This is a genomic window from Roseomonas sp. 18066 (assembly GCF_902706185.1).
Classification (GTDB): domain Bacteria; phylum Pseudomonadota; class Alphaproteobacteria; order Acetobacterales; family Acetobacteraceae; genus Pseudoroseomonas.
Map to the genome: position 1 here is coordinate 1 of NZ_CACSJM010000011.1, position 22812 is coordinate 22812.

General features: G+C 73.9%; 19 protein-coding genes and 1 riboswitch. Of the genes, 8 read left to right on the top strand and 11 right to left on the bottom strand.

Annotation, left to right across the window (positions count from 1 at the left end; genetic code table 11):
* The 9 genes from GVN67_RS03815 to GVN67_RS03855 form a co-directional block, all read right to left on the bottom strand.
* On the bottom strand, positions 1–1067 hold a 1067-nt coding region (locus GVN67_RS03815), incomplete at its 3' end, for a PAS domain-containing protein (RefSeq protein ID WP_159992968.1).
* A complete protein-coding gene (locus GVN67_RS03820) occupies positions 1057–1737 on the bottom strand; it encodes a chemotaxis protein CheX (RefSeq protein ID WP_159992970.1) in 681 nt (226 codons plus the stop codon). The genes GVN67_RS03820 and GVN67_RS03815, both read right to left, overlap by 11 nt.
* The gene (locus GVN67_RS03825) at positions 1737–2117 is read right to left on the bottom strand and encodes a response regulator (protein ID WP_159992972.1); all 381 of its coding nucleotides are present in this window, start codon (positions 2115–2117) and stop codon (positions 1737–1739) included. The genes GVN67_RS03820 and GVN67_RS03825 overlap by 1 nt, the downstream gene beginning before the upstream one ends.
* 151 nt (positions 2118–2268) lie before the next feature.
* Complete coding sequence (locus tag GVN67_RS03830; RefSeq protein ID WP_159992974.1) at positions 2269–2505, bottom strand: hypothetical protein; 237 nt, start codon at positions 2503–2505, stop codon at positions 2269–2271.
* Positions 2502–4517 carry a chemotaxis protein CheA gene (locus GVN67_RS03835; protein ID WP_159992976.1) on the bottom strand — a complete coding sequence of 672 codons (2016 nt, stop codon included), beginning with the start codon at positions 4515–4517 and terminating at the stop codon, positions 2502–2504. The genes GVN67_RS03830 and GVN67_RS03835 overlap by 4 nt, the downstream gene beginning before the upstream one ends.
* A gap of 14 nt (positions 4518–4531) precedes the next feature.
* Positions 4532–5383 carry a protein-glutamate O-methyltransferase CheR gene (locus tag GVN67_RS03840; RefSeq protein WP_159992978.1) on the bottom strand — a complete coding sequence of 284 codons (852 nt, stop codon included), beginning with the start codon at positions 5381–5383 and terminating at the stop codon, positions 4532–4534.
* The gene (cheB, locus tag GVN67_RS03845) at positions 5380–6501 is read right to left on the bottom strand and encodes a chemotaxis-specific protein-glutamate methyltransferase CheB (protein ID WP_159992980.1); all 1122 of its coding nucleotides are present in this window, start codon (positions 6499–6501) and stop codon (positions 5380–5382) included. The genes GVN67_RS03840 and cheB overlap by 4 nt, the downstream gene beginning before the upstream one ends.
* Positions 6498–7979, bottom strand: coding sequence for a chemotaxis protein CheW (locus GVN67_RS03850; protein ID WP_159992982.1), 1482 nt, complete (start codon positions 7977–7979; stop codon positions 6498–6500). The genes cheB and GVN67_RS03850 overlap by 4 nt, the downstream gene beginning before the upstream one ends.
* Positions 7980–7983: 4 nt before the next feature.
* A complete protein-coding gene (locus tag GVN67_RS03855) occupies positions 7984–9924 on the bottom strand; it encodes a methyl-accepting chemotaxis protein (protein WP_159992984.1) in 1941 nt (646 codons plus the stop codon).
* A gap of 160 nt (positions 9925–10084) precedes the next feature.
* Between GVN67_RS03855 and GVN67_RS03860 the strand changes: the two genes are divergently transcribed.
* From GVN67_RS03860 to GVN67_RS03870, 3 genes are all read left to right on the top strand, one after another.
* On the top strand, positions 10085–11404 hold the full coding sequence (locus GVN67_RS03860; protein WP_200845114.1) for a leucine-rich repeat domain-containing protein: 1320 nt from the start codon (positions 10085–10087) through the stop codon (positions 11402–11404).
* Positions 11405–11518: 114 nt separating this feature from the next.
* Complete coding sequence (locus GVN67_RS03865) at positions 11519–12205, top strand: CBS domain-containing protein (protein WP_159992986.1); 687 nt, start codon at positions 11519–11521, stop codon at positions 12203–12205.
* Between the two features lie 118 nt (positions 12206–12323).
* Complete coding sequence (locus GVN67_RS03870) at positions 12324–12758, top strand: MucR family transcriptional regulator (protein WP_159992988.1); 435 nt, start codon at positions 12324–12326, stop codon at positions 12756–12758.
* 72 nt (positions 12759–12830) lie between these two features.
* On the opposite strand, the gene GVN67_RS03875 is transcribed toward GVN67_RS03870, so the two are convergent.
* Complete coding sequence (locus GVN67_RS03875; RefSeq protein WP_159992990.1) at positions 12831–15215, bottom strand: TonB-dependent receptor; 2385 nt, start codon at positions 15213–15215, stop codon at positions 12831–12833.
* A 96-nt stretch (positions 15216–15311) separates the two neighbouring features.
* Positions 15312–16166: a Suppressor of fused protein (SUFU) gene (locus GVN67_RS03880; RefSeq protein ID WP_200845115.1), complete on the bottom strand. Its 855-nt coding sequence runs from the start codon at positions 16164–16166 to the stop codon at positions 15312–15314.
* A gap of 160 nt (positions 16167–16326) precedes the next feature.
* Here GVN67_RS03880 and modA point away from each other — a divergent pair, with 160 nt between their 5' ends.
* The 5 genes from modA (at position 16327) to metE (ending at position 22794) form a co-directional block, all read left to right on the top strand.
* Positions 16327–17115: a molybdate ABC transporter substrate-binding protein gene (gene modA, locus GVN67_RS03885; RefSeq protein ID WP_159992992.1), complete on the top strand. Its 789-nt coding sequence runs from the start codon at positions 16327–16329 to the stop codon at positions 17113–17115.
* Positions 17116–17121: 6 nt separating this feature from the next.
* Positions 17122–17838 (top strand): molybdate ABC transporter permease subunit, encoded by a 717-nt coding sequence (gene modB / locus GVN67_RS03890; RefSeq protein WP_200845116.1) that lies wholly within the window; start codon positions 17122–17124, stop codon positions 17836–17838.
* Positions 17838–18932: a molybdenum ABC transporter ATP-binding protein gene (gene modC, locus GVN67_RS03895; RefSeq protein ID WP_159992994.1), complete on the top strand. Its 1095-nt coding sequence runs from the start codon at positions 17838–17840 to the stop codon at positions 18930–18932. Before modB ends, modC begins: the two co-directional genes overlap by 1 nt.
* A 65-nt stretch (positions 18933–18997) precedes the next feature.
* On the top strand, positions 18998–20095 hold the full coding sequence (gene dinB, locus GVN67_RS03900; RefSeq protein WP_159992996.1) for a DNA polymerase IV: 1098 nt from the start codon (positions 18998–19000) through the stop codon (positions 20093–20095).
* A gap of 62 nt (positions 20096–20157) precedes the next feature.
* Positions 20158–20380, top strand: a riboswitch (cobalamin riboswitch).
* Positions 20381–20481: 101 nt separating this feature from the next.
* Positions 20482–22794: a 5-methyltetrahydropteroyltriglutamate--homocysteine S-methyltransferase gene (gene metE, locus GVN67_RS03905; protein ID WP_159992998.1), complete on the top strand. Its 2313-nt coding sequence runs from the start codon at positions 20482–20484 to the stop codon at positions 22792–22794.
* Positions 22795–22812: the final 18 nt, after the last annotated feature.

The following is a 22812-nucleotide window of genomic DNA, read 5'->3' on the forward strand; positions in this document are numbered from 1 at the left end:
CGCCCGCCCCGCGCCAGGCTGGCCAGCGCCGCCGCCAGCGCCGCCCGGTCCTCCGCCTGGAACAGCCCGGCCACCGGCCGGTCGCGCAGCGCCGATGGCGCCAGGCCGAGCTCAGCCTGCCAGGCCGGGTTGGCGGCCTGCACCAGGCCGGCGGCATCGAAGACCAGGTAGAAATCGGGCGTCTGCTGCCAGATGCGGTCGCGCTCGCGGGTGCGGGCATCGACCCGCGTCTCCAGCGCCTGGTTCAGCCGGCGCAGCTCATCCTCGATGCGCTTGGCCTCGGTGATGTCGTAGAGCACGCCGCTGAAGCGCAGCGCGCTGGTCTCGGCATCGCGCAGATACTCGCCGCGCCGCGCCAGCCAGCGCACCGCCCCGTCATCGGCGCGGGTCACCCGCAGCTCGGCGAAGCCGCTGGCCCCGGCGGTGCCGGCGGCCAGGTCGATGATCGGCGGGTCGCCGGGCAGCACCAGGGCGTTGATGCCGCGCACCGCCAGGTCGCGCGCCGGATGCAGCCCGAGCAGCCGGCAGAACTGCGCCGAGACGCTGGCCGTGCCGAAATCCAGCCAATGCTCGAAGGTGCCGACGCCGCCCGCGGTCTGGGCGATGCGCAGCTGCTCCTCGACCCGCTTCTGCTCGGTGATGTCGACCAGCACGCCGGTGAAGCGCAGCGGCCGCTCGGCGTCATCCAGGTGGCAGCGGCCGCGCGCATGCACCCAGCGCAGCGCCTCCGTCCCCGCCGCGGCGCCGCCGGGCGGCAGGATGCGGAATTCCTTGGAGAAGACCTCGGCGCCCAGCAGCACGGCGCCGATGCTCAGGCGGATGCGGGCGCGGTCGGCCGGGTGGATGATGCGGAAGAAGCGGCCGCTGGGGATGCCGGCCGCCGCCTCGGCGGCGCCGATGCCGTGCAGCGCGGCGAAGCGGGCATCGCCGCGCAGCAGGCCGCCCTGGATGGCGCCATCGCCGATCTCCCAGTCCCAGGCGGCGGCGCCGGAGGTGGCCAGCACCTCGGCCAGCCGCGCCTCGACCGCGGCCGCCGCGGCGCCGGGCATGTCCTGCTCAGCCGGCATCGGCGGCCTCGCCATCGGGGCCCATCACCCGGGCGATGAACTCGCCGACCAGCAGCTTCAGCGCCGCCAGCGACGGCAGGTCCATCAGCATGGCGATATAGCCGTGGATGTCGCGGTCCAGCACGGCGAAGTTGATGTAGAGGAACAGCACCAGCCCGTCGCCATCCTCGTCGCGCACCAGCTCGAACAGCATGCCGCCATCGCCGCGCACCACCTCGGGCAGCGACATGGTCAGCGATTCGCGCAGCATGTTGGCCATGGTCGCCAGGCAGCCATTGAGGATGACATTGCCGGTCTCGGCCAGCGCCTCGTCCTCCAGCCCGCGCATCTCCGCCTCGCCCAGCGCCTCGCCGACCACGGCGCGCACCAGCTCCAGGCCGCGGCCCTCGGGGAAGATCAGCAGCGCGCGGCCGGAGAAGGCGCCGGCGAAATCCTGCCGCACGGCCACCAGCGGCTCGGATTCGCGCTGGCCGATCAGCCGCGCGGCGGTGCGGCGGCTGATCACCTCGGCCGAGGGGACCGAGAGCAGCACCTGGCGGCCGACCATCTTGCGCAGCGCCGCGGCGGCGCGGCTGACGCCGATATTGACCAGCTCGGTCAGCGCGTCGCGCTCGAGCTCGTCGAGGTCGAGGCCGGCGGGGGGCGATGCGGCAGGCAGGGTCGCGGCCATCAGCCGCGCCTGCGCAGCCGCAGGGCGGCCCCCGACAGGAAGCCGCGCAGCGCCTCCTCGGTCACCGGCTTCGGCACGAAGCTGGCATTGATGGCCCGCGCCCGGGCGATGATCTCGTCCTGCACATTGGCGGTGATGATGGCGATCGGCAGCTCCGGCTGCAGCGCGCGGATCTCGCCGGCCAGCTGCAGCCCGTCGCGGCCGGGCATGTTGAAGTCGAGCAGCGCCAGGTCGATGCCGCCCTCGGCCAGCCGGGCCAGCGCCTCGTCGGCATTGCCGGCCTCGACCCGCGTCCAGTCCGGCTGCAGCGCGGCCACCGCCTTGCCGGCGACGATGCGGGCCAGCTTGCTGTCGTCGACGATCAGGATGGTGGTCGCCATGGTCGGGATGCTCCGGCGGGATGTCAGGCGTGGGCGGAATGCCAGGCGAGGGAATAACCAGGCGCGGGCGCTGGGCGGGCTTGCGCATCACCGCGGGGAATACGCAAGCCCCGCCAGGGTTGCAGCGCAAGGGGCGGCGGCGGGCGCATCGTCAGCGGCCGAGCAGCGGCAGCAGCAGCCGCGCCAGGGCCGCGTCGCGCGGGGCCGCGGCCAGCGGCGGGCGGAAGGCCAGCAGCACCTGCAGCAACGCGGTGTGCAGCGTCCCCACCGCCGCGAGGTCGACCGCGATACCGGGATGCTGCTGCAGCGCCGACAGGAAGGTCTCGGCCTCCTCGACGCCGCAATCGCCGGCCAGAAACAGCCGGCCGTCCTCGACCCCGACCGTCATGCCGGCGCGCCCTGGGGCAGGGCGGCATCGGCCGTGCCGGCGCCGGCGAGCTCGTCGAGGTCGAGCACCACCAGCACCGCACCATCGCCCAGCAGCGCCGTGCCCAGCGCGCCGGGCAGCCCGGCCAGCAGCCCGCCCATCGGCCGCAGCATGACGTCGACCCGCTCGGCGAAGCCATCGACCTCGATGCCGCAGGCGGCGGCGCCGCTGGCGCTGGCGGTGACCAGCACCCGCCGCTCGGCGCCGCGCGGCGCGGCGGGCAGGCCGAGCAGATCCGACAGCCGCAGCAGCGGCAGGGCGCGGCCGCGCAGCACGAAGGCCTCGCCCTCGGCGAGCGGGGTGATCGCGGCCTCGGGCAGGCGCAGCGTCTCGGCCACCGCCTCGATCGGCACGCCGAAGCGCGCCTCGCCCAGCCGCAGCAGGATGACGCGGGTGATCACCGTGGCGCGCGGCAGGGTCAGGCGGAAGCTGCTGCCCTGGCCCGGGCGGCTGGCCACGGCGACGCGGCCGCCCAGCGCCTCGATGGCAGCGCGCACCGCATCCATGCCGACGCCGCGGCCGGAAATGCCGGTGACCGCGGCGGCAGTGGAAAAGCCCGGGCGGAAGATCAGCGCCATGGCCGCCGCCTCGTCCAGCGCCGCCAGCTCGGCCGCCGGCAGTAGGCCGCGCTCGCCCGCGATGCGGCGCAGCTTCGCCGGGTCCAGCCCGGCGCCGTCATCGGCCAGCGTCACCTGGATCTGGTCGCCCAGCCGCCGCGCCGCCAGGGTGATGCGGCCGGTCGCCGGCTTGCCCGCCGCCTGGCGCGCCGCCGGCGGCTCGATGCCATGGTCGATGGCGTTGCGCAGCAGGTGCAGCAGCGGCTCGGCCAGGGCGTCGACCACGGATTTGTCGGCCTCGATCTCCTCGCCGGCCATCTCCAGCGCGACCGGCTTGCCGAGCTGCGCCGCCAGCTCCCGCGCCAGCCGCGGCAGCCGGCGGAAGCCCTGGGCCAGCGGCACCAGGCGCAGCCCCAGCACGGCGCGGTGCAGCCCGGCGACCAGCCGGTCGAGCTCCGCCTGCCGCGCCGCCAGCGCCCGGCCGAGCGGGGTCGCGGCACCGCCGGCCTCGCGCGCCAGCCCGGCCAGGCCGGTCTTCGCCACCACCAGCTCGGCCACCATGTCCATCATGCCGTCGATCCGCCCCGCCTCGACCCGCAGCAGCCGCTGGCCGGGGTCGCGGGTGGCGGCGACGGTGGGGGTGGCGCCGGCCTCGGCGGCGGCGGCGGAGACGACCGGGGCCCATTCCACCTGGTCGGCGACGAAGCGCAGGTGCTGGCGCAGCGCCTCCGGCGAGGCGGTGCTCAGCGCCGCGAAATCCAGGTTGCAGGCGAAGGGGTCGAAGTTGCCGAGGTTCCAGGCGGCGCGCGGCGTGACCCGCAGCGCGACCAGCCCGGGCAGCCGGCGCAGCAGGCCGAAGGGATCGTCGCCCAGGAAGAAGCAATCGGCGGCCGGCCGATACTGCAGCGCGGTGACCGGCAGGCTGGCGGCGCGGGCCTCGGCCAGCGGGTCGGCGGCCTCGGCCAGCAAGGCGGGCAGCCAGGCGAGGCCGGCCGGCGGCTCGGCCGGCAGCGGCGCCGCGGGGCCGTCCAGCAGGGCGCGCAGCGCGGCCTCGTGGCGGGCGCCCTCGGTGGTGGCCCCGGCGGGCAGGCCGATGCCGGCGCCCTCGCCCGCCAGCCCCATGATCCAGCCCTCCACCGCCCCGGCCGCGGCCAGCAGCGCGTCGAGCGCGGCGCCATCGGGGGCGCGGTCGCCGGCGCGGAGCGACCCCAGCAGGTCCTCCGCCGCATGCAGCAGCCCGGCCAGCGGCGGCAGGTCGAACAGCTGCACCGAGCCCTTCAGCGTGTGCGCATGGCGGAAGGCGGCATCCAGCGCCGGGCCGGGGCCGGGGGCGCGCTCCAGCGCCAGCAGCGCCTCGGCCAGCTGCTGCGCCAGCTCCGGCGCCTCGATCAGGAACTGCGCCAGCAGCTCGTCCATCGCCGCCTCCGCCATCAGTCGAGCGGCCGCTGGTAGATCACGGCCTCGGCGAAGCGGCGCATGGCGAAGCGGTCGGAGATGCGCGCCATGCTCTCGCTGTGGCCCAGGCACAGGAAGCCGCCGGGGTTCAGCGCGTCCCACAGCCGCCCGGCGGCCTGGCGGCGCGAGGCCTCGTCGAAATAGATCAGCACGTTGCGGCAGAAGATCACGTCGAAGCGGCCCTGCATCGCCATGCTCTCGGCCTCGATGAGATTGGCCTGGGTGAAGCTGACGGATTCGCGCAGGTCGCGGATCAGCCGGCGGGTGCCGCCGCGGGCCGGCTCGAAATAATCGGTCAGCACCGAGGGCGGCAGCCGGGCCAGCGCGCGCTCGCCGTAATCGGCGCGCAGCGCATCGGCCAGCGCCCGGCTGTCGATGTCGGAGCCGATGATCTCGACGTGGTAGGCATCGACCAGCGGCCAGTTCTCCAGCAGCCAGAGCGCGATCGAATAGGCCTCCTCGCCGGTCGAGCAGGGCATCGACCAGATCCGCACCAGGTCGCCCGCGCCGCGGCGGCGGACGATCTCCGGCAGCAGGTCATGCACCAGGCAGCCCAGCTGGTGCTCCTCGCGGTAGAAATAGGTCTCGTTGACCGTCAGGCTGTTGATCAGCTGCTCGACCTCGGCGGCGCTGGTGCGCAGCAGCGCCATGTAGCCGGCGAAGCCGCCCTGGCCGGTGGCCGTCATGCGCTCGGCCAGGCGGCGCTCGACATAGGCGCGCTTCGGCTCGCCATAGGCGATGCCGGTGCGGCGATAGATCAGGTCGCAGAGCCGCTGCAGCTCCTCGGCCGAGAGCAGGCCGGACGAGGCCGCCTCCCCGGCGCTCATGCCAGCCATTCCAGCAGGCGCGGCGCGATGCGCGGCAGCGCGACGACGGCCGAGGCGCCGCCCGACTGCGCCAGCGCGCCGGGCATGCCCCAGACCACGGCGCTGCTCTCCGCCTCGGCGATGGTGCGACCGCCCGCGGCATGCAGCCGGCCCATGGCGGCGGCGCCGTCATAGCCCATGCCGGTCATCAGCACGCCGATCAGCGCCGGCGGCGGCAGCACGCCCAGCGCGCTGTCGACCAGCCGGTCGACGCTGGGATGCCAGCGATGCGCCGGATCGCTCGGCGCCGCCAGCGCCACCAGCCCGCCGGCGCGGCGGCCCACCAGCAGGTCGGCATCGCCGCGGCCGATATAGGCATGGCCGGGGCGCAGCGGCTGCGGCCCGGTCACCTCGGTCACCCGCAGCGCGCATTGCCGGTCCAGCCGCCGCGCCAGCGGGCCGGTGAAGCTGGCCGGCATGTGCTGGGCGATCACCACCGGCCAGGGGAAATCCGCCGGCAGCCCGGCCAGCAGCACGTCGAGCGCCGCGGGCCCCCCGGTCGAGGTGCCGACCAGCACCAGCCCCTCGGCCGGCAGGGCGGCCGCGGCCAGCGCCGCCCCGGCGGTCACATCTGCGGCCAAAGCGGCCGCGTGCAGCACCGGCAGCGGCATCGGCGGCGCCGCGTCGGGCGGCAGCAGGGCGGCGCGGCTGCGCAGCCGCTCGGCCAGGCGGGCGCTGGCGCGCAGCCGGGCGGTCGCGGCGCGCCGCACCGTCTCCACCACCAGCGGACCGAACTCGGCCAGCGCCAGGGACAGCGCCCCGGCCGGCTTGGCGACGAAGTCGACGGCGCCCAGCGCCATGGCTTCCAAGGTTTCCTCCGCCCCCGCGGCGGTCAGGGAGGAGAGCATCACCACCCGGCTCGGCCGCTCGACCATGATGCGGTCCAGGCAGGCGAGCCCGTCCATCCGCGGCATGGTCAGGTCGAGGGTGACCACATCCGGCTTGAAGGCATGCAGCTGCTCCAGCGCCTCGATCCCATCACGGGCGAAGGCCAGCTCGAAATCCGCCTCCACCGCGAAGACCTGGCGCATCAGCCGGCGCAGCAGCGCCGAATCATCGACCACCAGCAGGCGGATCATGTGGCGCCCCCCGTGGCGGCCCCAGTGGCAGCCCCTGCGGCGGCCCCCGTGGCAGCCCCCGTGGCGGCCGCCTGGCGCGGCAGGGCGGCCAGCAGGTCGCGCTCGGCCTCGGCCAGCAGGGTGGCGGGGTCGAGCAGCAGCAGCGGCGCGTCGCCGGCCAGCCCATCCAGGGCCAGCGCGATACCGTCGAAGAGCGCGGGCAGGCCGGGCGGCGCCGGGCGCAGCGCGGCGGCGGGCCAGGCGCCGATCCGCTCCACCGCCTCCACGGCGAGGGCGAAGGTGACGCCGTTCACCGCCAGCACCAGCAGCCGCTGGCCCTCGGGCCCGGGCGGCAGGCCGAAGCGGCGGCGCTGGTCGACCACCGCCAGGGCGGCGCCGCGCCAGCTCAGCAGGCCGGCGATGAAATCCGGCGCGCGCGGCAGCGGCGCCAGCTGCGCGGGACGGCGCAGCACGCCGCGCACCACCGCGGCCGGCAGGGCATAGCGCTCGGCGCCGAGGCGGAAGGGCAGCAGCACCGCGCCGCCGGCCAAGGCGGCGCAGCCCGCCGCGGCGGGCTGCGCCGGCAGCGCGGCCAGCGTCGCCGCATCCAGCAGCCGCGCCGGGTCGAGCAGCGAGGCCAGCCGCCCGTCGGGCAGCCGCAGCAGCCCGGCGACCCGCGCCTCGGCCACCGCGCGCGCCAGCACCGGCGGCACCGCGTCCAGCGCCGCCGCCGGCAGCCGCAGCACGCCGCGCAGCGCATCGACCGGCATGGCGAGCTCGGCCCCGGCCACCGCCAGCAGGATCACCCGCTCGCCCGCCGCCGGGTCGCCGGCCAGCCCCAGCAGCCGCCGCAGCGACACCAGCGGCCGCAGCCGGCTGCCCGCCGCCGCATCCTCGAGCGCGATGATGCCCAGCATCGCCGCATCGGCGCCGGGCAGCGGCACCAGCCCGGCCGGGCGCCGGGCGACGCCGCGCACCGCCTGCAGCGGCAGGCAGAATTCCTGGCCGGCCAGCGCGAAGCGCAGCAGCTGCAGCATCGGCGCGGCGGGCGCCGCCGGCACGGGATCGGGGGCGGCCGCCTCCGCCGCCTCGCGCCGGTGCATCGCGAGGAAGTCGCGGGCGAGCAGCGCTGGCAGGTCGAGCGGCGGCGCCGCATCGGCCGCGGCCAGCCCCTCCACCGCCTCGACCAGCAGCGCGCAGGGCGTGTCGCCCTGCAGCACCAGCAGCCGCGCCGCGGCGCCCGAGGGCGGCGGCGCGCCCGGGCGCAGCAGCGCCGGCAGCGAGACCACCGGCAGCACCGCGCCGCGCCGGTGCATCAGCCCCAGCAGGCTGTCCGGCGCGCGCGGCACCCGGGTCAGCGCGCCGGGCCGGGCGAGCTCCGCCACCAGCCCGGCCGGCAGCCCGTGCCGCGCGCCGCCCGCCCGGAACACCAGCGTCCTGTCTTCCGGCGCCCTGGCTTCCGGGGCCCGCTCCTCCACCTGCAGGCCGCTGCCCGCCATCGGCTCAGCCTTCCGCGATCTGCAATTCGTCGGCGAGGCTGGCGATATCCTCGATGGCGGCGGCCAGGTCCTCGGCGCCGCGCGCCTGCTGCCGGGCGGCCGCGGCCGATTCCACCGCGGCGCTGCTGGCCTGCCCGGCGGCGGTGGCGATCTGCTGCGTGCCGGTCACCACCTCGCGCACCGCGCCCAGCGCCAGGCCGGTGCCGTCGAGGATTTCCGCCGTGGCCGCGGCCAGCGCCGCCACCTCGCCCTCGACCGCGGCCAGCCTGCCGGCGATCTGCTGGTTGCGGCCGATCTCGGCGGTGGCGGCCAGCCCGACCTGCTCCAGGTCGCGCCGCACCAGGCCGATCTGCTCGCGAATCTCCTCCACCGCATCCTGCATCCGCTCGGCATTGCCGGCGGCATCGCGGGCCAGCGCGCGGATATCGGCCGAGACGGTGGCGAAGCCGCCGCCCGCCTCGCCGGCGCGCGCCGCCTCCACCGCGCCGCTGACCGCCAGCATGTTGGTCTGCGCCGCGACCAGCGCGATGCCGTCCACCACCTTGCCGATGCGCCGCGCCATCTGCTGCAGCGAGCCGATCAGCGCGGCCACCGCCGCCGCCTCGGCCGAGACCTGCGCCAGGCTGCCGGACAGCCGCTGCACCGCGCCGCGCCCCTCGGCCAGCTGCGGCCGCATGCCCTGCAGCCGCCCGGCGCTGGCGGCGGCGCCGTCGCGGGTGCGCAGCGCCGCGCGCTCGATGCCGGCCATGGCGGCGGCCGATTGCCGGGTCGCCGCCGCCTGCGCCTCGGCGCCGCGGCTGATCTGGCCGATCGAGGCCATGATCTGCCCGGCCGCCGCCGACAGCTCCTGCACGCTGGCCGACAGCTGCTCGGCCGCCGCGGCCACCTGGTCGGCCTTGCCCTGGCCGCCGCCGGACAGCAGCTCCTCGGCGATCACCGCCAGCGTTTGGGCGGTGGTGTGGCTCTGCTCCAGCGCCTGGCCCTGCTGCTCGACGGCGCGCTGCGATTCCTCGGCCGCCGCGGCCTGCTGCTCGGCCGCCGCGGCGATCAGCGCGGCGCCGCGCTGCGCCTCCTGCATGCCGAGCTCGGCCTCCTGCGCCGCACCCAGGATCAGCTCGGCCTGCTCGACCATGGCCACCATCTCGCCGCGCATCGCCTCCAGCCGGCCGACCACGCCGCGGCCATTGGTGGCCTCGGATTCGGCCAGGCCGGCAGCGGCGCGGATCCGCCCGGCCACCGTCCGCACCTCGCCGCCGACGCTCTCGGCCAGCCGGGCGACCTCGGCGGCGGAGGCCTCGCTGGCCTCGGCGAAGGCGCGCACCTCCTCGGCCACCACGGCGAAGCCGCGGCCGGCCTCGCCGGCGCGGCTGGCCTCGATCGCGGCGTTCAGCGCCAGCAGGTTGGTCTGGTCGGCGATATCGGCGATCAGCACGGTGATCTCGCCGATCTCGGCGGCCTGGCGCTCCAGCCCCTCGACCACGGCGACCGAGCGGCGCTGGCGCGCGGCATTCTCGGCGACGGCGGCGGCGGCGGCGTCGATCTGGCCGCCGGTCTCCAGCAGCAGGATCTGCAGCGCGTCGGCGCGGCGGCGCAGCAGCTCGGCGCGGTCGCGCGCCTGCAGGAAGACGGCGCTGACATTCTCGACCGAGCCCTGGCTTTCCTGCGCGGCGCCGGCGGCCTCGCTGGCGGCGCCGGCGATCTGGTGCAGCGCGCGGCGCAGCTGCTGCGACGCGGCGGCGGCCTGGGCGACGCCGGCCGCCAGCTCCTCGGTGGCGGCGCCGATGCGCTCGGCCGCCTTCTGCCGGCGCAGCCGGGCGCGGTCCTGGGCGCGGCGGCTGGCCACCGGGGCGGCGAGCGGGGCGCGCAGGCGGGTCACCGGCGGCTCGGCCTCGACAGGGCCCTGGCCGGGCTTGCGCGGCAGGTCGGAGGTCTTCACCAGGGCCATGCAAAGCTCCGCGCGGCAGGCATGAGGGGGTGGCCAATCGGCCCGAATGAAGTCGCTTCCTGCGCCGGATGCAAGGGCGGCGCCAGACTGGAACCGGTTCGCCCCGAGGCTGCAGCGCGGCAGGCTTGCCAGGGTCGCCGCCAGGGCTGAAGAAAGCCCGATGGATGCCACCGCCGAGGCTGCCTCGATGACCCCGGCCGCGCGGCTGGCGGCGCTGCGTGCCGGCCGGCTGGCGGGGCTGCGGGCGCTGCGGCTGCCCGGGCTGGGCCTGGCCACCCTGCCGCCGGAGATCCTGGCGCTGGCGCCGACGCTGGAGGTGCTCGACCTCAGCGACAATCGGCTTGCGGATCTGCCGGCGGAATTCGCCCGGCTGACGCGGCTGACGGCGGTGTTCCTCTCGGGCAACCCGCTGCGGCGGCTGCCGCCGGTGCTGGGGGATTGCGCCGCGCTCAGCCAGGTCGGCGCCCGTGGCTGCGGCATGGAGGCGCTGCCGGCCGAGGCGCTGCCGCCCTGCCTGCGCTGGCTCACCCTGACCGACAATTTTCTGTCGGTTCTGCCCGCTTCTCTCGGCGAGCGGCCGGACCTGAAAAAGCTGCTGCTGGCGGGGAACCGGCTGCGCGCGCTGCCCGACAGTCTGGCAGCCGCGCCGGCGCTGGAGCTGCTGCGGCTGGCGGCGAACGACCTGCAGGCGCTGCCGGGCTGGCTGGCGCGGCTGCCCGCCCTCGCCTGGCTCGCTTACGCTGGCAACCCCTTCGAGGGGGCTTCCCCGGTGCCGGCGGCGCCGGCGATCCGCTGGGCGGAGCTGGAGCCCGGCGCGCTGCTGGGCGAGGGCGCCTCCGGCCGGGTGGTGGCGGCGCGCTGGCAGCAGCCCGGGGCGGGGGCGCGCAGCGTGGCGCTGAAGCTGTTCAAGGGCGCCATGACCAGCGACGGCCTGCCGGAGCGCGAGATGGCCGCCTGCCTGGCCGCGGGGGCACATCCGCACCTGCCCGGGGCGCTGGGCCGCATCGAGGCGCATCCCGACGGGCTGGCCGGGCTGGTGATGCCGCGGCTGCCATCCGGCTGGCAGGCGCTGGCCGGGCCGCCGAGCCTGGCCTCCTGCTCGCGCGACATCTGGCCGGAGGGCCGCCGCCTCGGCGCCGAAGCCGGGCTGCGCCTGGCCCGCGCCGCCGCCGCGGCGGCGGCGCATCTGCACGGCCGCGGCCTGCTGCATGGCGACCTCTATGCGCACAACCTGCTGTGGGACGGGACACGCGGCGAGGCGGTGCTCAGCGATTTCGGCGCCGCCAGCCTGCTGGGCCGCGACGGGGCGGCGCTGGCGAAGCTGGAAAGCCGGGCGCTGGGCATCCTGCTGCAGGAGCTGGTGGCCGCCTGCCCGGCGCTCGACGGCAGCCTCGGCCCGCTGGCGGCGGCCTGCGTCCAGCCCGAGGTGGCGCGGCGCCCTGGCCTGGCCGAGGCCCTGGCGCTGATGCCGGAGCCGTGAAGCCGGCCGCGCTTGATCCAGATCAATTCAGGTTAACTTTCCTTCATGTATCGATGGCCACGGGGTGTGGGATGCGTCCCGCCTCCCCGCCCGACCGACCTGAAAGGACAAAAAATGCTGGTGAGGGATGTGATGACGCGGGATGCCATGACGGTGGCGCCGGAGACCCCGGCCGCCGCCCTGGCCGCGCTCTTCGCCGAGCGCGGCATTTCCGGCGTGCCGGTGGTGGATGCGGCGGGAAAGCTGCTCGGGATGGTGACCGAGGGCGACCTGATCCGGCAGCTGGCGGCCGAGGGCGAGGCGCCGCGCGGCTGGTTCCGCCGGCTGATCGATTCGGCCCCGGCCCAGGCCGAGCATTACGCCCGCAGCCATGGCCGCACCGCCCGCGACCTGATGTCGACCGGGATCGTCAGCACCACCGAGGATGCCACGGTCTCGGCCGCGGCGGCGCAGCTTGAATCGGCCAAGGTGCGGCGGCTGCCGGTGCTGCGCGACGGCCAGCTGGTCGGCATCCTGTCGCGCGCCGACCTGATGCGCGCGGTGCTGGCCCCGCCCGAGGCGGCGGCGACCGCCCCGACCGACCGCGAGATCCACCAGCGGCTGCGCGACGCCATGGCGGCGCAGCCCTGGGCCGATTCCTACCTGATCTTCGTCGAGGTGCGCGGCGGCATCGTCACCTTCCACGGCTTCAGCCGCGGCGAGGAGATCGGCCGTGGCCTGCGGGTGCTGGCGGAAGGCATTCCGGGGGTCAAGGCGGTGAAGCTGGACCTGGTGCCGCGGCCGGCTTTCGTTCTCGACTGAGGGGGCGGTAGCGGGGGGCGTCGCAATAGTTGAACGCGATTAAAATTTACACCGGATTTACATACGGCGCGGCCCCTTATACACCGGGTTTCCCCCACCGAAAGATGGTGTCCGAGAAATGCCCGACGACGCGACGAAGACGGATTTGCTGACCCTGACCGCCCAGATCGTTGCCGCCCATGTCGGGCATAACGCGGTGCAGGCGGGCGACGTGCCGGTGCTGATCGAGCAGGTCTATCGCAGCCTGGCCGGGCTCGGCACCACCCCGGTGCAGGCCGCCCCCGAGGTCGCCGAGCGGCCGCAGCCGGCGGTGCCGATCAAGAAGTCGGTGATGCCGGAATATCTGGTCTGCCTGGAAGACGGCAAGAAGCTGAAGATGCTGAAGCGGCATCTGCAGACCGCCTATGGCATGACGCCTGCGCAGTATCGCGAGCGCTGGAACCTGCCGGCCGACTACCCCATGGTCGCGCCCGACTATGCCGCCAAGCGGTCCTCGCTGGCCAAGCAGATCGGCCTGGGCAAGGGCACCGGCGGCCGCGGTCGTTCTTCCTGATTTTCGACCCGTCGCCGGGCGCCGATGGCGCCCGGCGGCACTTCTCAGAAGCTGCCCCGCGGCGGAGCCGCGTCAGAAGCTAAACGTGGCTGACACGACGTAGGTCCGCGCCTCGTTCTGGTTCAGCAGGGAAAAACCCGGGTAGAGCGTCCAGTAGCGCGTGTCGAAGACATTGCGCACCGCCGCCCGCAGCACGATCGGCCTGGCCTCGGCCCGCTCGATCACATAGCGCGCCCCCAGATCCACCGTCGTCGAGGCCCCCAGGCTCTGCTTGTTGGCGGCATCGGCATAGTTGTTGCCGGTGTAGATCGCCCGCGCGCTCAGCGTCAGGTTCGGCACGAAGGCCGGGTCCCATTCGCCGGTCAGGTTGAGGTTGGTCCGCGCCACGCCCAGCACCCGCCGGCCATCATAGAGCCCCCCTTGGGTCTTGCTCTGCTCGGCGTCCAGGAACATGGCGCCGGCGACCAGGCGGAAGCCGGGCAGCGGCTCGCCGGCGATGGTCAGCTCGGTGCCGCGGAAGCGCTGCTCGCCCTCGGCGCGGAAGCTGTTGGTGGCGGCGTCGGCGATGCCGGATTCCTGGGTGATCTGGAAGGCGCTGATGGTGGCCAGCGCCACGCCCAGGTCGAATTTCGCCCCGGCCTCGTATTGCTTGGAGACGTACGGCGCCAGCGTCTCGCCGCCATTGCGGTAGGTCTGCGCCACCACCGTGCCCTGCTGCAGCGCCTCGATATAGGAGGCGTAGAGGGAAACGTTGCGCCAGGGCTTCACCACCAGCCCGACGACGGGCGTGACCACATCCTGCTCATAGCCCGAGGTCTTGGCGCCGGTCGCGGTCGCGTAGTTGCTGACCGAAATATCCTGGCGCCGGGCGCCGACCGTCAGCTGGATGCGCTCGTCCAGGACCGACATGGTGTCGGCCAAAGCGAGGCTCTGGAAGACGGTGTCGCTCTGCCTGGTCGGCGTCCGCCGCGGCAGGAAGGGCGCCGGGTTGAAGACCGGGTTGTACAGGTTGGAGCGGATCGAGCTCAGCGCCAGCCCACCGGCGCTGTCGCGGATCGCCCAATAGGCGCTGTAGCCCAGGCTGACGCTGTGCTGCACCGGCCCGGTGCGGAAGCGGCCGCGCAGGCCGAGCTCGCCGGTGCGGCGGTCGATGGTGATCTGGTTGTAGTTGGCGGTGCTGAGGAAATTGCCATTCGGCAGCACCGCCGTGCCCTGGTCCAGCACCTGGTTCCAGTCGGTATGGCTGGTGCCGGCGGCGGCGAAGGCGGTCAGGTCGGGCAGGATGTCGTATTCGGCGCGGACGGCGCCGTAGCTGTCCTGGAGCTGGGTGAAGTTCCAGGGCGAGACATAGCTGCGGCGCGGATCCGGCGGCGCCGCCACCCCCTGCCCCGCGGCCGGGGTGATGGTGATATTGGCGCGGTCGGTCTGCAGGCTCTGGTAGCCGAGATCGGCCGACAGGCGCAGCCGCTCGCCGCGATAGTCGAGGCCGAGGGTGGCGGCGCCGAGCTCCTGGCTCTGGCCGTTCACCGAGGTGCGGCCATCGCGATACTGGCCGTTCAGCCGGACACCCCATTCCTGCTGCGCGCCGAAGCGGCGGCCGTAATCGATGCGGGTGCCGAGGCGGGAATCCGACAGATAGTCGAGTGTCAGCTCGGCCAGCGGCTCGGCCTCGGCGCGCTTGGGCACCAGGTTGATGACGCCGCCGACGCCCGACGGCGACATGCCGGACAGGAAGGCGGCCGGGCCGCGCAGCACCTCGACCCGCTCGATGCCGATCAGCGTGGTCTGGGAATTCGGCGCCAGCCCGTACATGCCGTCGAAGCCGATCGAGCCATTGCCCAGGAAGATGCCGCGCATGCTGAAGGAATTGGCGTTGCCGTTGTTGGTCGGGTCGCCCAGCCGCACCGCCGGGTCGCTGGAGACCACATCGGCCACCGACTGCGCCTGGCTGTCGGCGATGAAGCGCTGGGTGAAGGCCTGGCTGCTGAAGGGCGTGTCCATCACCTCCCGCCGCCCCAGCAGCCCCATCTGCTGCCCGGACGCCACCTGCCCGCCCGGCAGCGCCGGCAGCGGCGCGCCCATGGTGGAGGTGGCGCGCGCCCCCTGCACCGAGACCTCCGGCAGTTCGAGGGCGCCTTCGCGGGCCGGCGGCGGGGTCAGGGTGACGACGCCCGGGGCGGTGAAGCGGAAGCCCAGGCCGGTGCCGACCAGCAGCCGGCGCAGCGCCTCCTCCGGCGTCGCGCGGCCCGACAGGCCGGGGGACTGCCGCCCCTCGGCGATGGCCGCGTCATAGAGCAGCTGCACGCCGGATTGCCGGTAGAAGGCGACCAGCGCGGTGGGCAGCGGCTGCGCCGGGATGGCGAAGTCGATCGCCGATTGCGCGGCGGCCGGGGCGGAAAGCAACGGGGCGGGAAGCAGCAGCGCCGCCAGCAGGGGGACACGAAAGGAAGGGGGCATGCGGGTCAGATCCGATTCGCGAGCGACACGCAGTCGCGGTTCGGACAGGTGACCCCGGCGGCGGCGCCCCCCATTACAGAGGCGTCGCCGTTTTTTTCAGAGCATGGCCGGGCGGGTCAGGCTGCTGCGATGGCCGGTGGTGGCGGCGAGGCGCTCGGCCAGCACGCGGCGCGCCTCGGCGCCGCCCTGGCGCAGCGCCGTCAGCTCCTCCGCCTTGAGCAGCACCACGGGCACCATGCGCACCGGCGACAGCGGCATGTCCTCGATCATCGGCGGGAAGTCGGGGTCGGGGCCGCCGAGCAGCAGGCCCAGCGCGTCATCCTCGGTGACGAAGCCGGGCGGCAGCTGGTCGGGCAGGCTGCGCGCCTGGCTGAAGCCGGGCAGCTCCATCGACAGCACGCCATGCCGGTCCAGCTGGGCGACGATGCCGCCGGCGCTGGCGACGGTGCCGGCGACATGGCTCAGCAGCTCGAAGGCCCAGGCGCGGCCTAGGCCGGAGACATCGCCGGGCAGCCCCGCGAATTCGGCGGCGATGTCGGCGGTCTCGACGAACAGCTCCATGCCATAGCCGTTGCCGCCGCCCTGGACATGGTCGAAGGGGTCGGACAGCCCGTCGGTCGCCAGCAGCAGGCTGTGGCCGCGCCGCACCACGCGATAGGCCTGGCGCGTCGAGGGCCAGGCCGGGCCGCCGGTGAAGGCGGGGCTGATCAGATGCGTCAGCACATCGTCCTCGACCTGCCCCACCGCCGCCCAATAGGCGTGGCGGCGGTCGAAGCCGGCCTGGAAGGCGGCGCTGTCATCGGGCGGCGCCTGCACCGACGCCGGCACTGGCGCGGCCGCCGGCAGGACGGGCGGCGGTTCGGCGGCGATGACGGGCGCGGGCGGCGGCGGGGCGGCCACCGGCTTGTCCTTCAGACCGAGCAGTCCACGCAGCCATGTCCACAGAGCCACCGGAAGCTTCCTCCGTTACCGCTGGCCGCTGTGATGCCCGATCGCGCGGCCGGCGCCCAGTCAAAGCCTGTTGTGGGGGCGTGACACTTTCGTCGCCAGCTTGTGCCGGCGGGGTCCCAACGATATAGCCGATTGGGAACAACGTGCGGAGCCTGCCCCGATGCGCCGTCGCCCCCTTCTCGCCGCCGCCGCGGCGCTTCTGCTCTCCGCCGCCCAGCCCGCCATGGCGCAAGGCGCGGCCGAGGGCCCGGTGGTCTTCGCCGCCGCCAGCCTGACCGACGCCATGCGCGCGCTGGGGGAGACCTGGCGCGCCCGCGGCAACCCCGCGCCGCGCTTCTCCTTCGCCGCCTCCTCGGCCCTGGCCCGGCAGATGGAGCAGGGGGCGCCCGCCGATATCTTCGCCTCCGCCGACGAGCCCTGGATGGATTACGTCCAGCAGCGCCAGCTGATCGTGGAAGCCACCCGCAGCAGCCCGCTGGCCAATGCGCTGGTGCTGATCGCCCCGGCCGACCGCCCGGCGCCGGCCATCACCCTCGACCGCAACACCGACTTCCTGGCCGTTCTCGGCGCCGACGGGCGCATCGCGACCGGCGATCCGTCGAACGTGCCGGTCGGCAAGTACGCCCAGGCCGCCCTGTCCTGGATGGGGCAGTGGGAAAAGGTGTCGCCACGGCTGGCGCGGGCCGACAATGTCCGCTCGGCCCTGCTGCTGGTCGAACGCGGCGAGGCGCCGCTCGGCATCGTCTATGCCACCGACGCCGCCGCGTCGAAGGGCGTGCGCGTGGTCGCCACCTTCCCGCCCGAGAGCCATCCGCCGGTGACCTATCCCTTCGCCCTGGCCCGCCGCGCCGCCGACGACCAGGCCGCCAAGGGGTTCCTCGCCTTCATCACCGGGCCGGAGGCGACGGCGACCTATCAGCGCTTCGGCTTCGGCCTGCGCACGCCCTGATCGCCGGTGCTCGAGGCCGCGACCGGCTGGCTGACGGCCGAGGAATGGCAGGCGGTCCGGCTCAGCCTGGCCGTCGCGCTGCGTTCCGTGATCTTCGGGCTGCCGCCGGCGGTGCTGGCGGCCTGGCTGCTGGCGCGCGGCCGCTTCCCCGGACGGTCGCTGCTGGACGCGCTGGTGCATCTGCCGCTGGTCATGCCGCCCGTCGTGGTCGGCTGGCTGCTGCTGGTCACCTTCGGCGTGCGCGGCCCGGTCGGCAGCCTGCTCAACGAATGGTTCGGGCTGCGGCTGGTCTTCACCACCGGGGGCGCGGCGCTGGCCACCGCGGTGATGTCCTTCCCGCTGATCGTCCGCGCCGTGCGCCTCAGCCTGGAGGCGGTGGACCAGGGGCTGGAGGATGCCGCCCGCACCCTGGGCGCCGGGCCCTTCGACCGCTTCTTCACCATCACCCTGCCGCTGATCTCGCCGGGCATTCTCTCGGGCGCGATCACCGCCTTCGCCGCGGGCCTCGGTGAATTCGGCGCGGTGATCACCTTCGCCTCGAACATTCCCGGCCAGACCCAGACCCTGCCGCTGGCCATCTATGCCGCGACGCAGACCCCGGGTGGCGAGGCCACCGCGGCCAAGCTGGCCTTCGTCTCCTTCGTGCTGGCGGTGGGCGGGCTGCTGCTGGCCGAGATGGTCTCCCGCCGCATGCAGCGCCTGCTCGGGCGGGAACGCCGCTGATGCTGGAGATTTCGCTGCGTCACCGCTTCCCGGGTTTTTCCCTGGACGCGGAATTCACCGCGCCGACGCCGGGTGTCACGGTGATCTTCGGCCCCTCCGGCTGCGGCAAGTCCACCGTGCTGGCCGCCGTCGCCGGGCTGCTGCGGCCGGATGAAGGCCAGATTTCCCTGGATGGCGTCGCGCTGTTCGATGGTGCCGCGAAGAAATTTGTCGCCCCGGAAAAACGGCGCTGCGGCGTGGTCTTCCAGGAATCGCGGCTGTTCCCGCATCTCTCGGTGGCCAGCAACCTGCGCTACGGGCTGAAGCGCGCGCCGCGTGACGCCGAAGGCCCCGGCTTCGACGAGGTCGTTTCCCTGCTTGGCATCGAGGCGCTGCTGGCCCGCCGCCCGGCCGCGCTGTCGGGCGGCGAGAAGCAGCGCGTCGCCCTCGGCCGCGCCCTGCTGTCGCGCCCGGCCCTGCTGCTGATGGACGAGCCGCTGGCCGCGCTGGATGCCGCGCGCAAGGCCGAGGTGCTGCCCTATCTCGCCCGGCTGCGGCACCGGCTGCGCATCCCGCTGCTCTATGTCACCCATGCGCTCGACGAGGTCGACCGCCTGGCCGACACGCTGGTGCTGATGCAGGCCGGCCGCGTGCTCGCCGCCGGCCCGCTGGAAGAGCTCGCGGCGCGGACCGACCTGCCCATGCTGGCCGGGCGGCAGGATGCCGGCGTGCTGCTGTCCTGCCGCGTCGCCGCCCAGGAGGAAGCCCGCGGCCTGACCCGGCTGGACTTCCCCGGCGGCCAGCTGGTGGTGCCGCAGGTGGCGCTGCCGCTCGGCGAGGCGGTGCGGCTGCGCATCCAGGCGCGCGACGTCTCCATCGCGACGGCGCGGCCGGAGGGGCTGTCGGTGCAGAACCTGCTGCCCGCCACGCTGGCGGCGATCGAGCCCGGCGGCGCCCACGACGTCCTGCTCAAGCTCGCGGTCGGCGACAGCCTGCTGCTCAGCAGGGTGACGCAGGATGCGGTGGCGCGGCTGGGCCTGACGCCCGGCATGCCGGTCTGGGCGCTGATCAAGGCGGTCGCCTTCTTCGCCGAGAGCCGCGACGCCGCCAGCTGATGGGCCCGGTTGACGCCGGGCCGATGTTCTGGTTTTGATCCCGCTCATCCGCGAGTGGGAAAGCGATGGTGGAAGCCGAGCCGGCGGTCCGCAAGATCATCCATATCGACATGGATGCCTTCTACGCCTCGGTCGAGCAGCGCGACGACCCGTCGCTCCGCGGCCGGCCGCTGGCGGTGGGCGGGTCGAAGGCGCGCGGCGTGGTGGCGGCGGCCAGCTACGAGGCGCGGCGCTTCGGCGTGCGCTCGGCCATGCCCTCGGTCACGGCGCAGCGGCTGTGCCCGGAGCTGCTCTTCGTGCCCCCGCGCTTCGAGGTCTATCGCGCCGTCTCGCGCCAGATCCGCGACATCTACGAGGAATACACGCCGCTGGTGGAGCCGCTGTCGCTGGACGAGGCCTATCTCGACGTCACCACCAACCTGAAGGAAGTCCCCTGGGCGACGCGCATCGCGACGGCGATCCGCGCGACCATCCTGGAGCGCACGGGGCTGACCGCCTCGGCCGGGATTTCCTACAACAAGTTCCTGGCGAAGATGGCCTCCGACCATCGCAAGCCGAACGGGCAATTCGTCATCACCCCTGACCAGGGCGAAGGATTTGTGGCGCAGCTGGAGATCGCCCGCTTCCACGGCATCGGCCCGGCGACGGCGAAGAAGTTCCACGGCCTGGGCATCCGCACCGGCGCGGAGCTGCGCGAATGCCCCCTGCCCTTCCTGCAGCAGCATTTCGGCAAAGCCGGCGCGGCCTTCCACGCCATCGCCCGCGGCATCGACCATCGCCAGGTGCGGCCCGACCGGCCGCGAAAGTCCTCCGGCAGCGAGACCACCTATGCCGTGGACCTGACCGCCCCCGCCGCGGTGGAGGAGGGCGTGACGAAGCTGGCCGGCCAGGTCTGGGACTGGTGCGCCCGCCACGGCTGGTTCGGCCGCACGGTGACGGTGAAGCTGCGCTACGCCGATTTCCGCACCCTGACCCGCAGCCGGACGCTGGCCAGCCCAATCGCCGGCGAGGCGCTGCTGGCGGCCACCGCCCGCGACCTGGTCCAGGGGTTCTTCCCCCTGGAAAAGTCGGTGCGGCTGCTCGGGGTGACGGTCTCGGGCGCCGATGGCGAGGGAAGCGACGAGGAAGCCGCCCAGCCCAGCCTGGATTTCGGCGGGGCCTGACCGGGGAACGAATCACCTCATAAAGATATCTTTATGATGATTGACAAACCCACCCCGCTTGGCTGAGATGGCGGGGTCGAGGTTCCCCGGCGCGCGCCCGTCGCGTGCCGCGGGCTAAGAGGGAATCCGGTGCAGGCGCGATCCCGCGTCGAAACCGGAGCTGCCCCCGCAACTGTGAGCGGTGAGCCACCATCCGAAGCACCACTGGCGCGACCTCGCGCTGGGAAGGGGGATGGCGGCGTCGACCCGCGAGCCAGGAGACCTGCCTCGACCGCATAACGTCCTCCGGCGGGGTGTCCGGCCAGGTCGCGTCGATCCTGCTCGCCCTCAGGCCGCGTGCGGGCGCGCGCCCGGCTGGCTCCGCGCCTCAAATGACAGGTGAGGTCATGACTGTCTCCGTCGCCACGCTCGGCTTTCCCCGCATCGGCCCGCGTCGCGAGCTCAAGGCTGCGCTCGAGCGCCATTGGTCCGGCAAGGCGTCCCGCGCCGAGCTGCTCGACGTGGCGGCGATGCTGCGCGGAAAAGCCTGGGCGCTGCAGAAGGCGCTCGGCGCCGACATCGTCCCCAGCAACGATTTTTCGCTCTACGACCATGTGCTCGACACCAGCGCGATGGTCGGCGCCATCCCCGCCGCCTATGGCTGGCAGGGCGGCGCGGTGGAGCTCGACACCTATTTCGCCATGGCGCGCGGCGCCCAGGGTGACGCCCACCACGACTGCGGCGCCGGCTGCACGCACAAGGCGATCGACGTGCCGGCGGCCGAGATGACCAAGTGGTTCGACACCAACTACCACTACCTGGTGCCGGAGTTTTCTGTCGGGCAGCGCTTCGCCTTGTCCTCCACCAAGGTGATCGACGAATTTCTGGAGGCCAAGGCGCTGGGCATCGCCACGCGCCCGGTGCTGCTGGGGCCCGTCACCTTCCTGAAGCTCGGCAAGGTCGATGCGGCGCAACGTTCTTTCCTGTTGCCCGGCTTGCTCGCGATCTATGTCGAGGTCCTGTCGCGCCTGGCCGCTGCCGGCGCAGAATGGGTGCAGATCGACGAGCCCTGCCTGGTGCTGGATCTCGACGAGGCCGACCGCGCCTTGCTGGCCGAGGCCTATGCGGCCTTCTCGGAAAAAGTGCCGGCGGTGAAGCTGATGCTCACCCCCTATTTCGGCGGGCTCGGCGAGAACCTGGCGACGGCGCTGGCCCTGCCGGTGGCGGGGCTGCATCTCGACCTGGTCCGCGCCCCGGGGCAGCTCGACCTGGTGCTGTCGCGCGCGCCGAAGGACCTGCTGCTGTCGCTCGGCGTCATCGACGGGCGCAATGTCTGGCGCGCCGACCTGGCGAATCTCGCGCGGCGCCTGGCGCCGGTGGCGGCGCAGCGCGACATCGTCATCGCCCCTTCCTGCTCGCTGCTGCATTGCCCGGTCGACCTGGCGCAGGAGAGCGGCATCGACCCCGAGATCGCCCGCTGGCTGGCCTTCGCCGTGCAGAAGATCGAGGAGCTTGCTGTCCTGGCCCGCGCGCTGAACGAAGGCCGCGACGCGGTGGCGGATCAGCTCGCCGCCTCGACCGACGCCGCCGAGGCGCGCCGCACCTCGCCGCGCATCCATGACCCGAAGGTCGCCGCCCGCCTGGCCGCGGTGACGCCGGCCATGGCGCAGCGCCGCTCGGAATTCGCCGCACGCCGCGGGCTGCAGGCGACGGCGCTGGGGCTGCCGGCCTTCCCGACCACCACCATCGGCTCCTTCCCGCAGACCGAGGCCGTCCGCAAGGCGCGTGCCGCGCACGGCAAGGGTGTTCTTTCAGACACCGACTACGACGACTTCCTGCGCGCCGAGACCGCGCGGACCGTGTCCTGGCAGGAGCAGATCGGCCTCGACGTGCTGGTGCATGGCGAGTTCGAGCGCAACGACATGGTGCAGTATTTCGGCGAGCAGCTGTCCGGCTTCGTCTTCACCAAGCATGGCTGGGTGCAGTCCTATGGCTCGCGCTGCGTGCGGCCGCCGATCCTGTTCGGCGATGTGTCGCGCCCGCAGCCGATGACCGTCGCCTGGTGGCGCTATGCCCAGGGCCTGACGCCGCGGCCGATGAAGGGAATGCTGACCGGGCCGGTGACCATCCTGAACTGGTCCTTCGTCCGCGACGATGTTTCCCGCGAATTGGCCTGCCGGCAGATCGCCCTGGCGATCCGCGACGAGGTGGTCGATCTCGAAGCAGCCGGCGCCCGCATCATCCAGATCGACGAGGCCGCGCTGCGCGAAGGCCTGCCGCTGCGTCGCAGCGACTGGCAGGGCTACCTTGGCTGGGCGGTGGAAAGCTTCCGGCTGACGGCGTCCAGCGTGGCGGACGCCACCCAGATCCACACCCATATGTGCTATTCCGAGTTCAACGACATCATCGCCGCCATCGGCGCCATGGATGCCGACGTCATCTCGATCGAGACGGCGCGCTCGAAGATGGAGCTGCTCGGCGCCTTCGCCGACTACCGCTACCCGGCCGAGATCGGGCCCGGCGTCTACGACATCCACTCGCCGCGCGTGCCGGCGGTGGAGGAGATGGTGGCGCTGCTCGACGCCGCGCGCGCCCGCCTGTCGCCCGACCAGCTCTGGGTCAATCCGGATTGCGGGTTGAAGACCCGCAAATGGCCGGAGACCGAGGCCGCCCTGATCAACATGGTCGCCGCCGCCCAGGCCGCGCGCGCCGCCCTCTAGACGGACCGAAAGCATGTC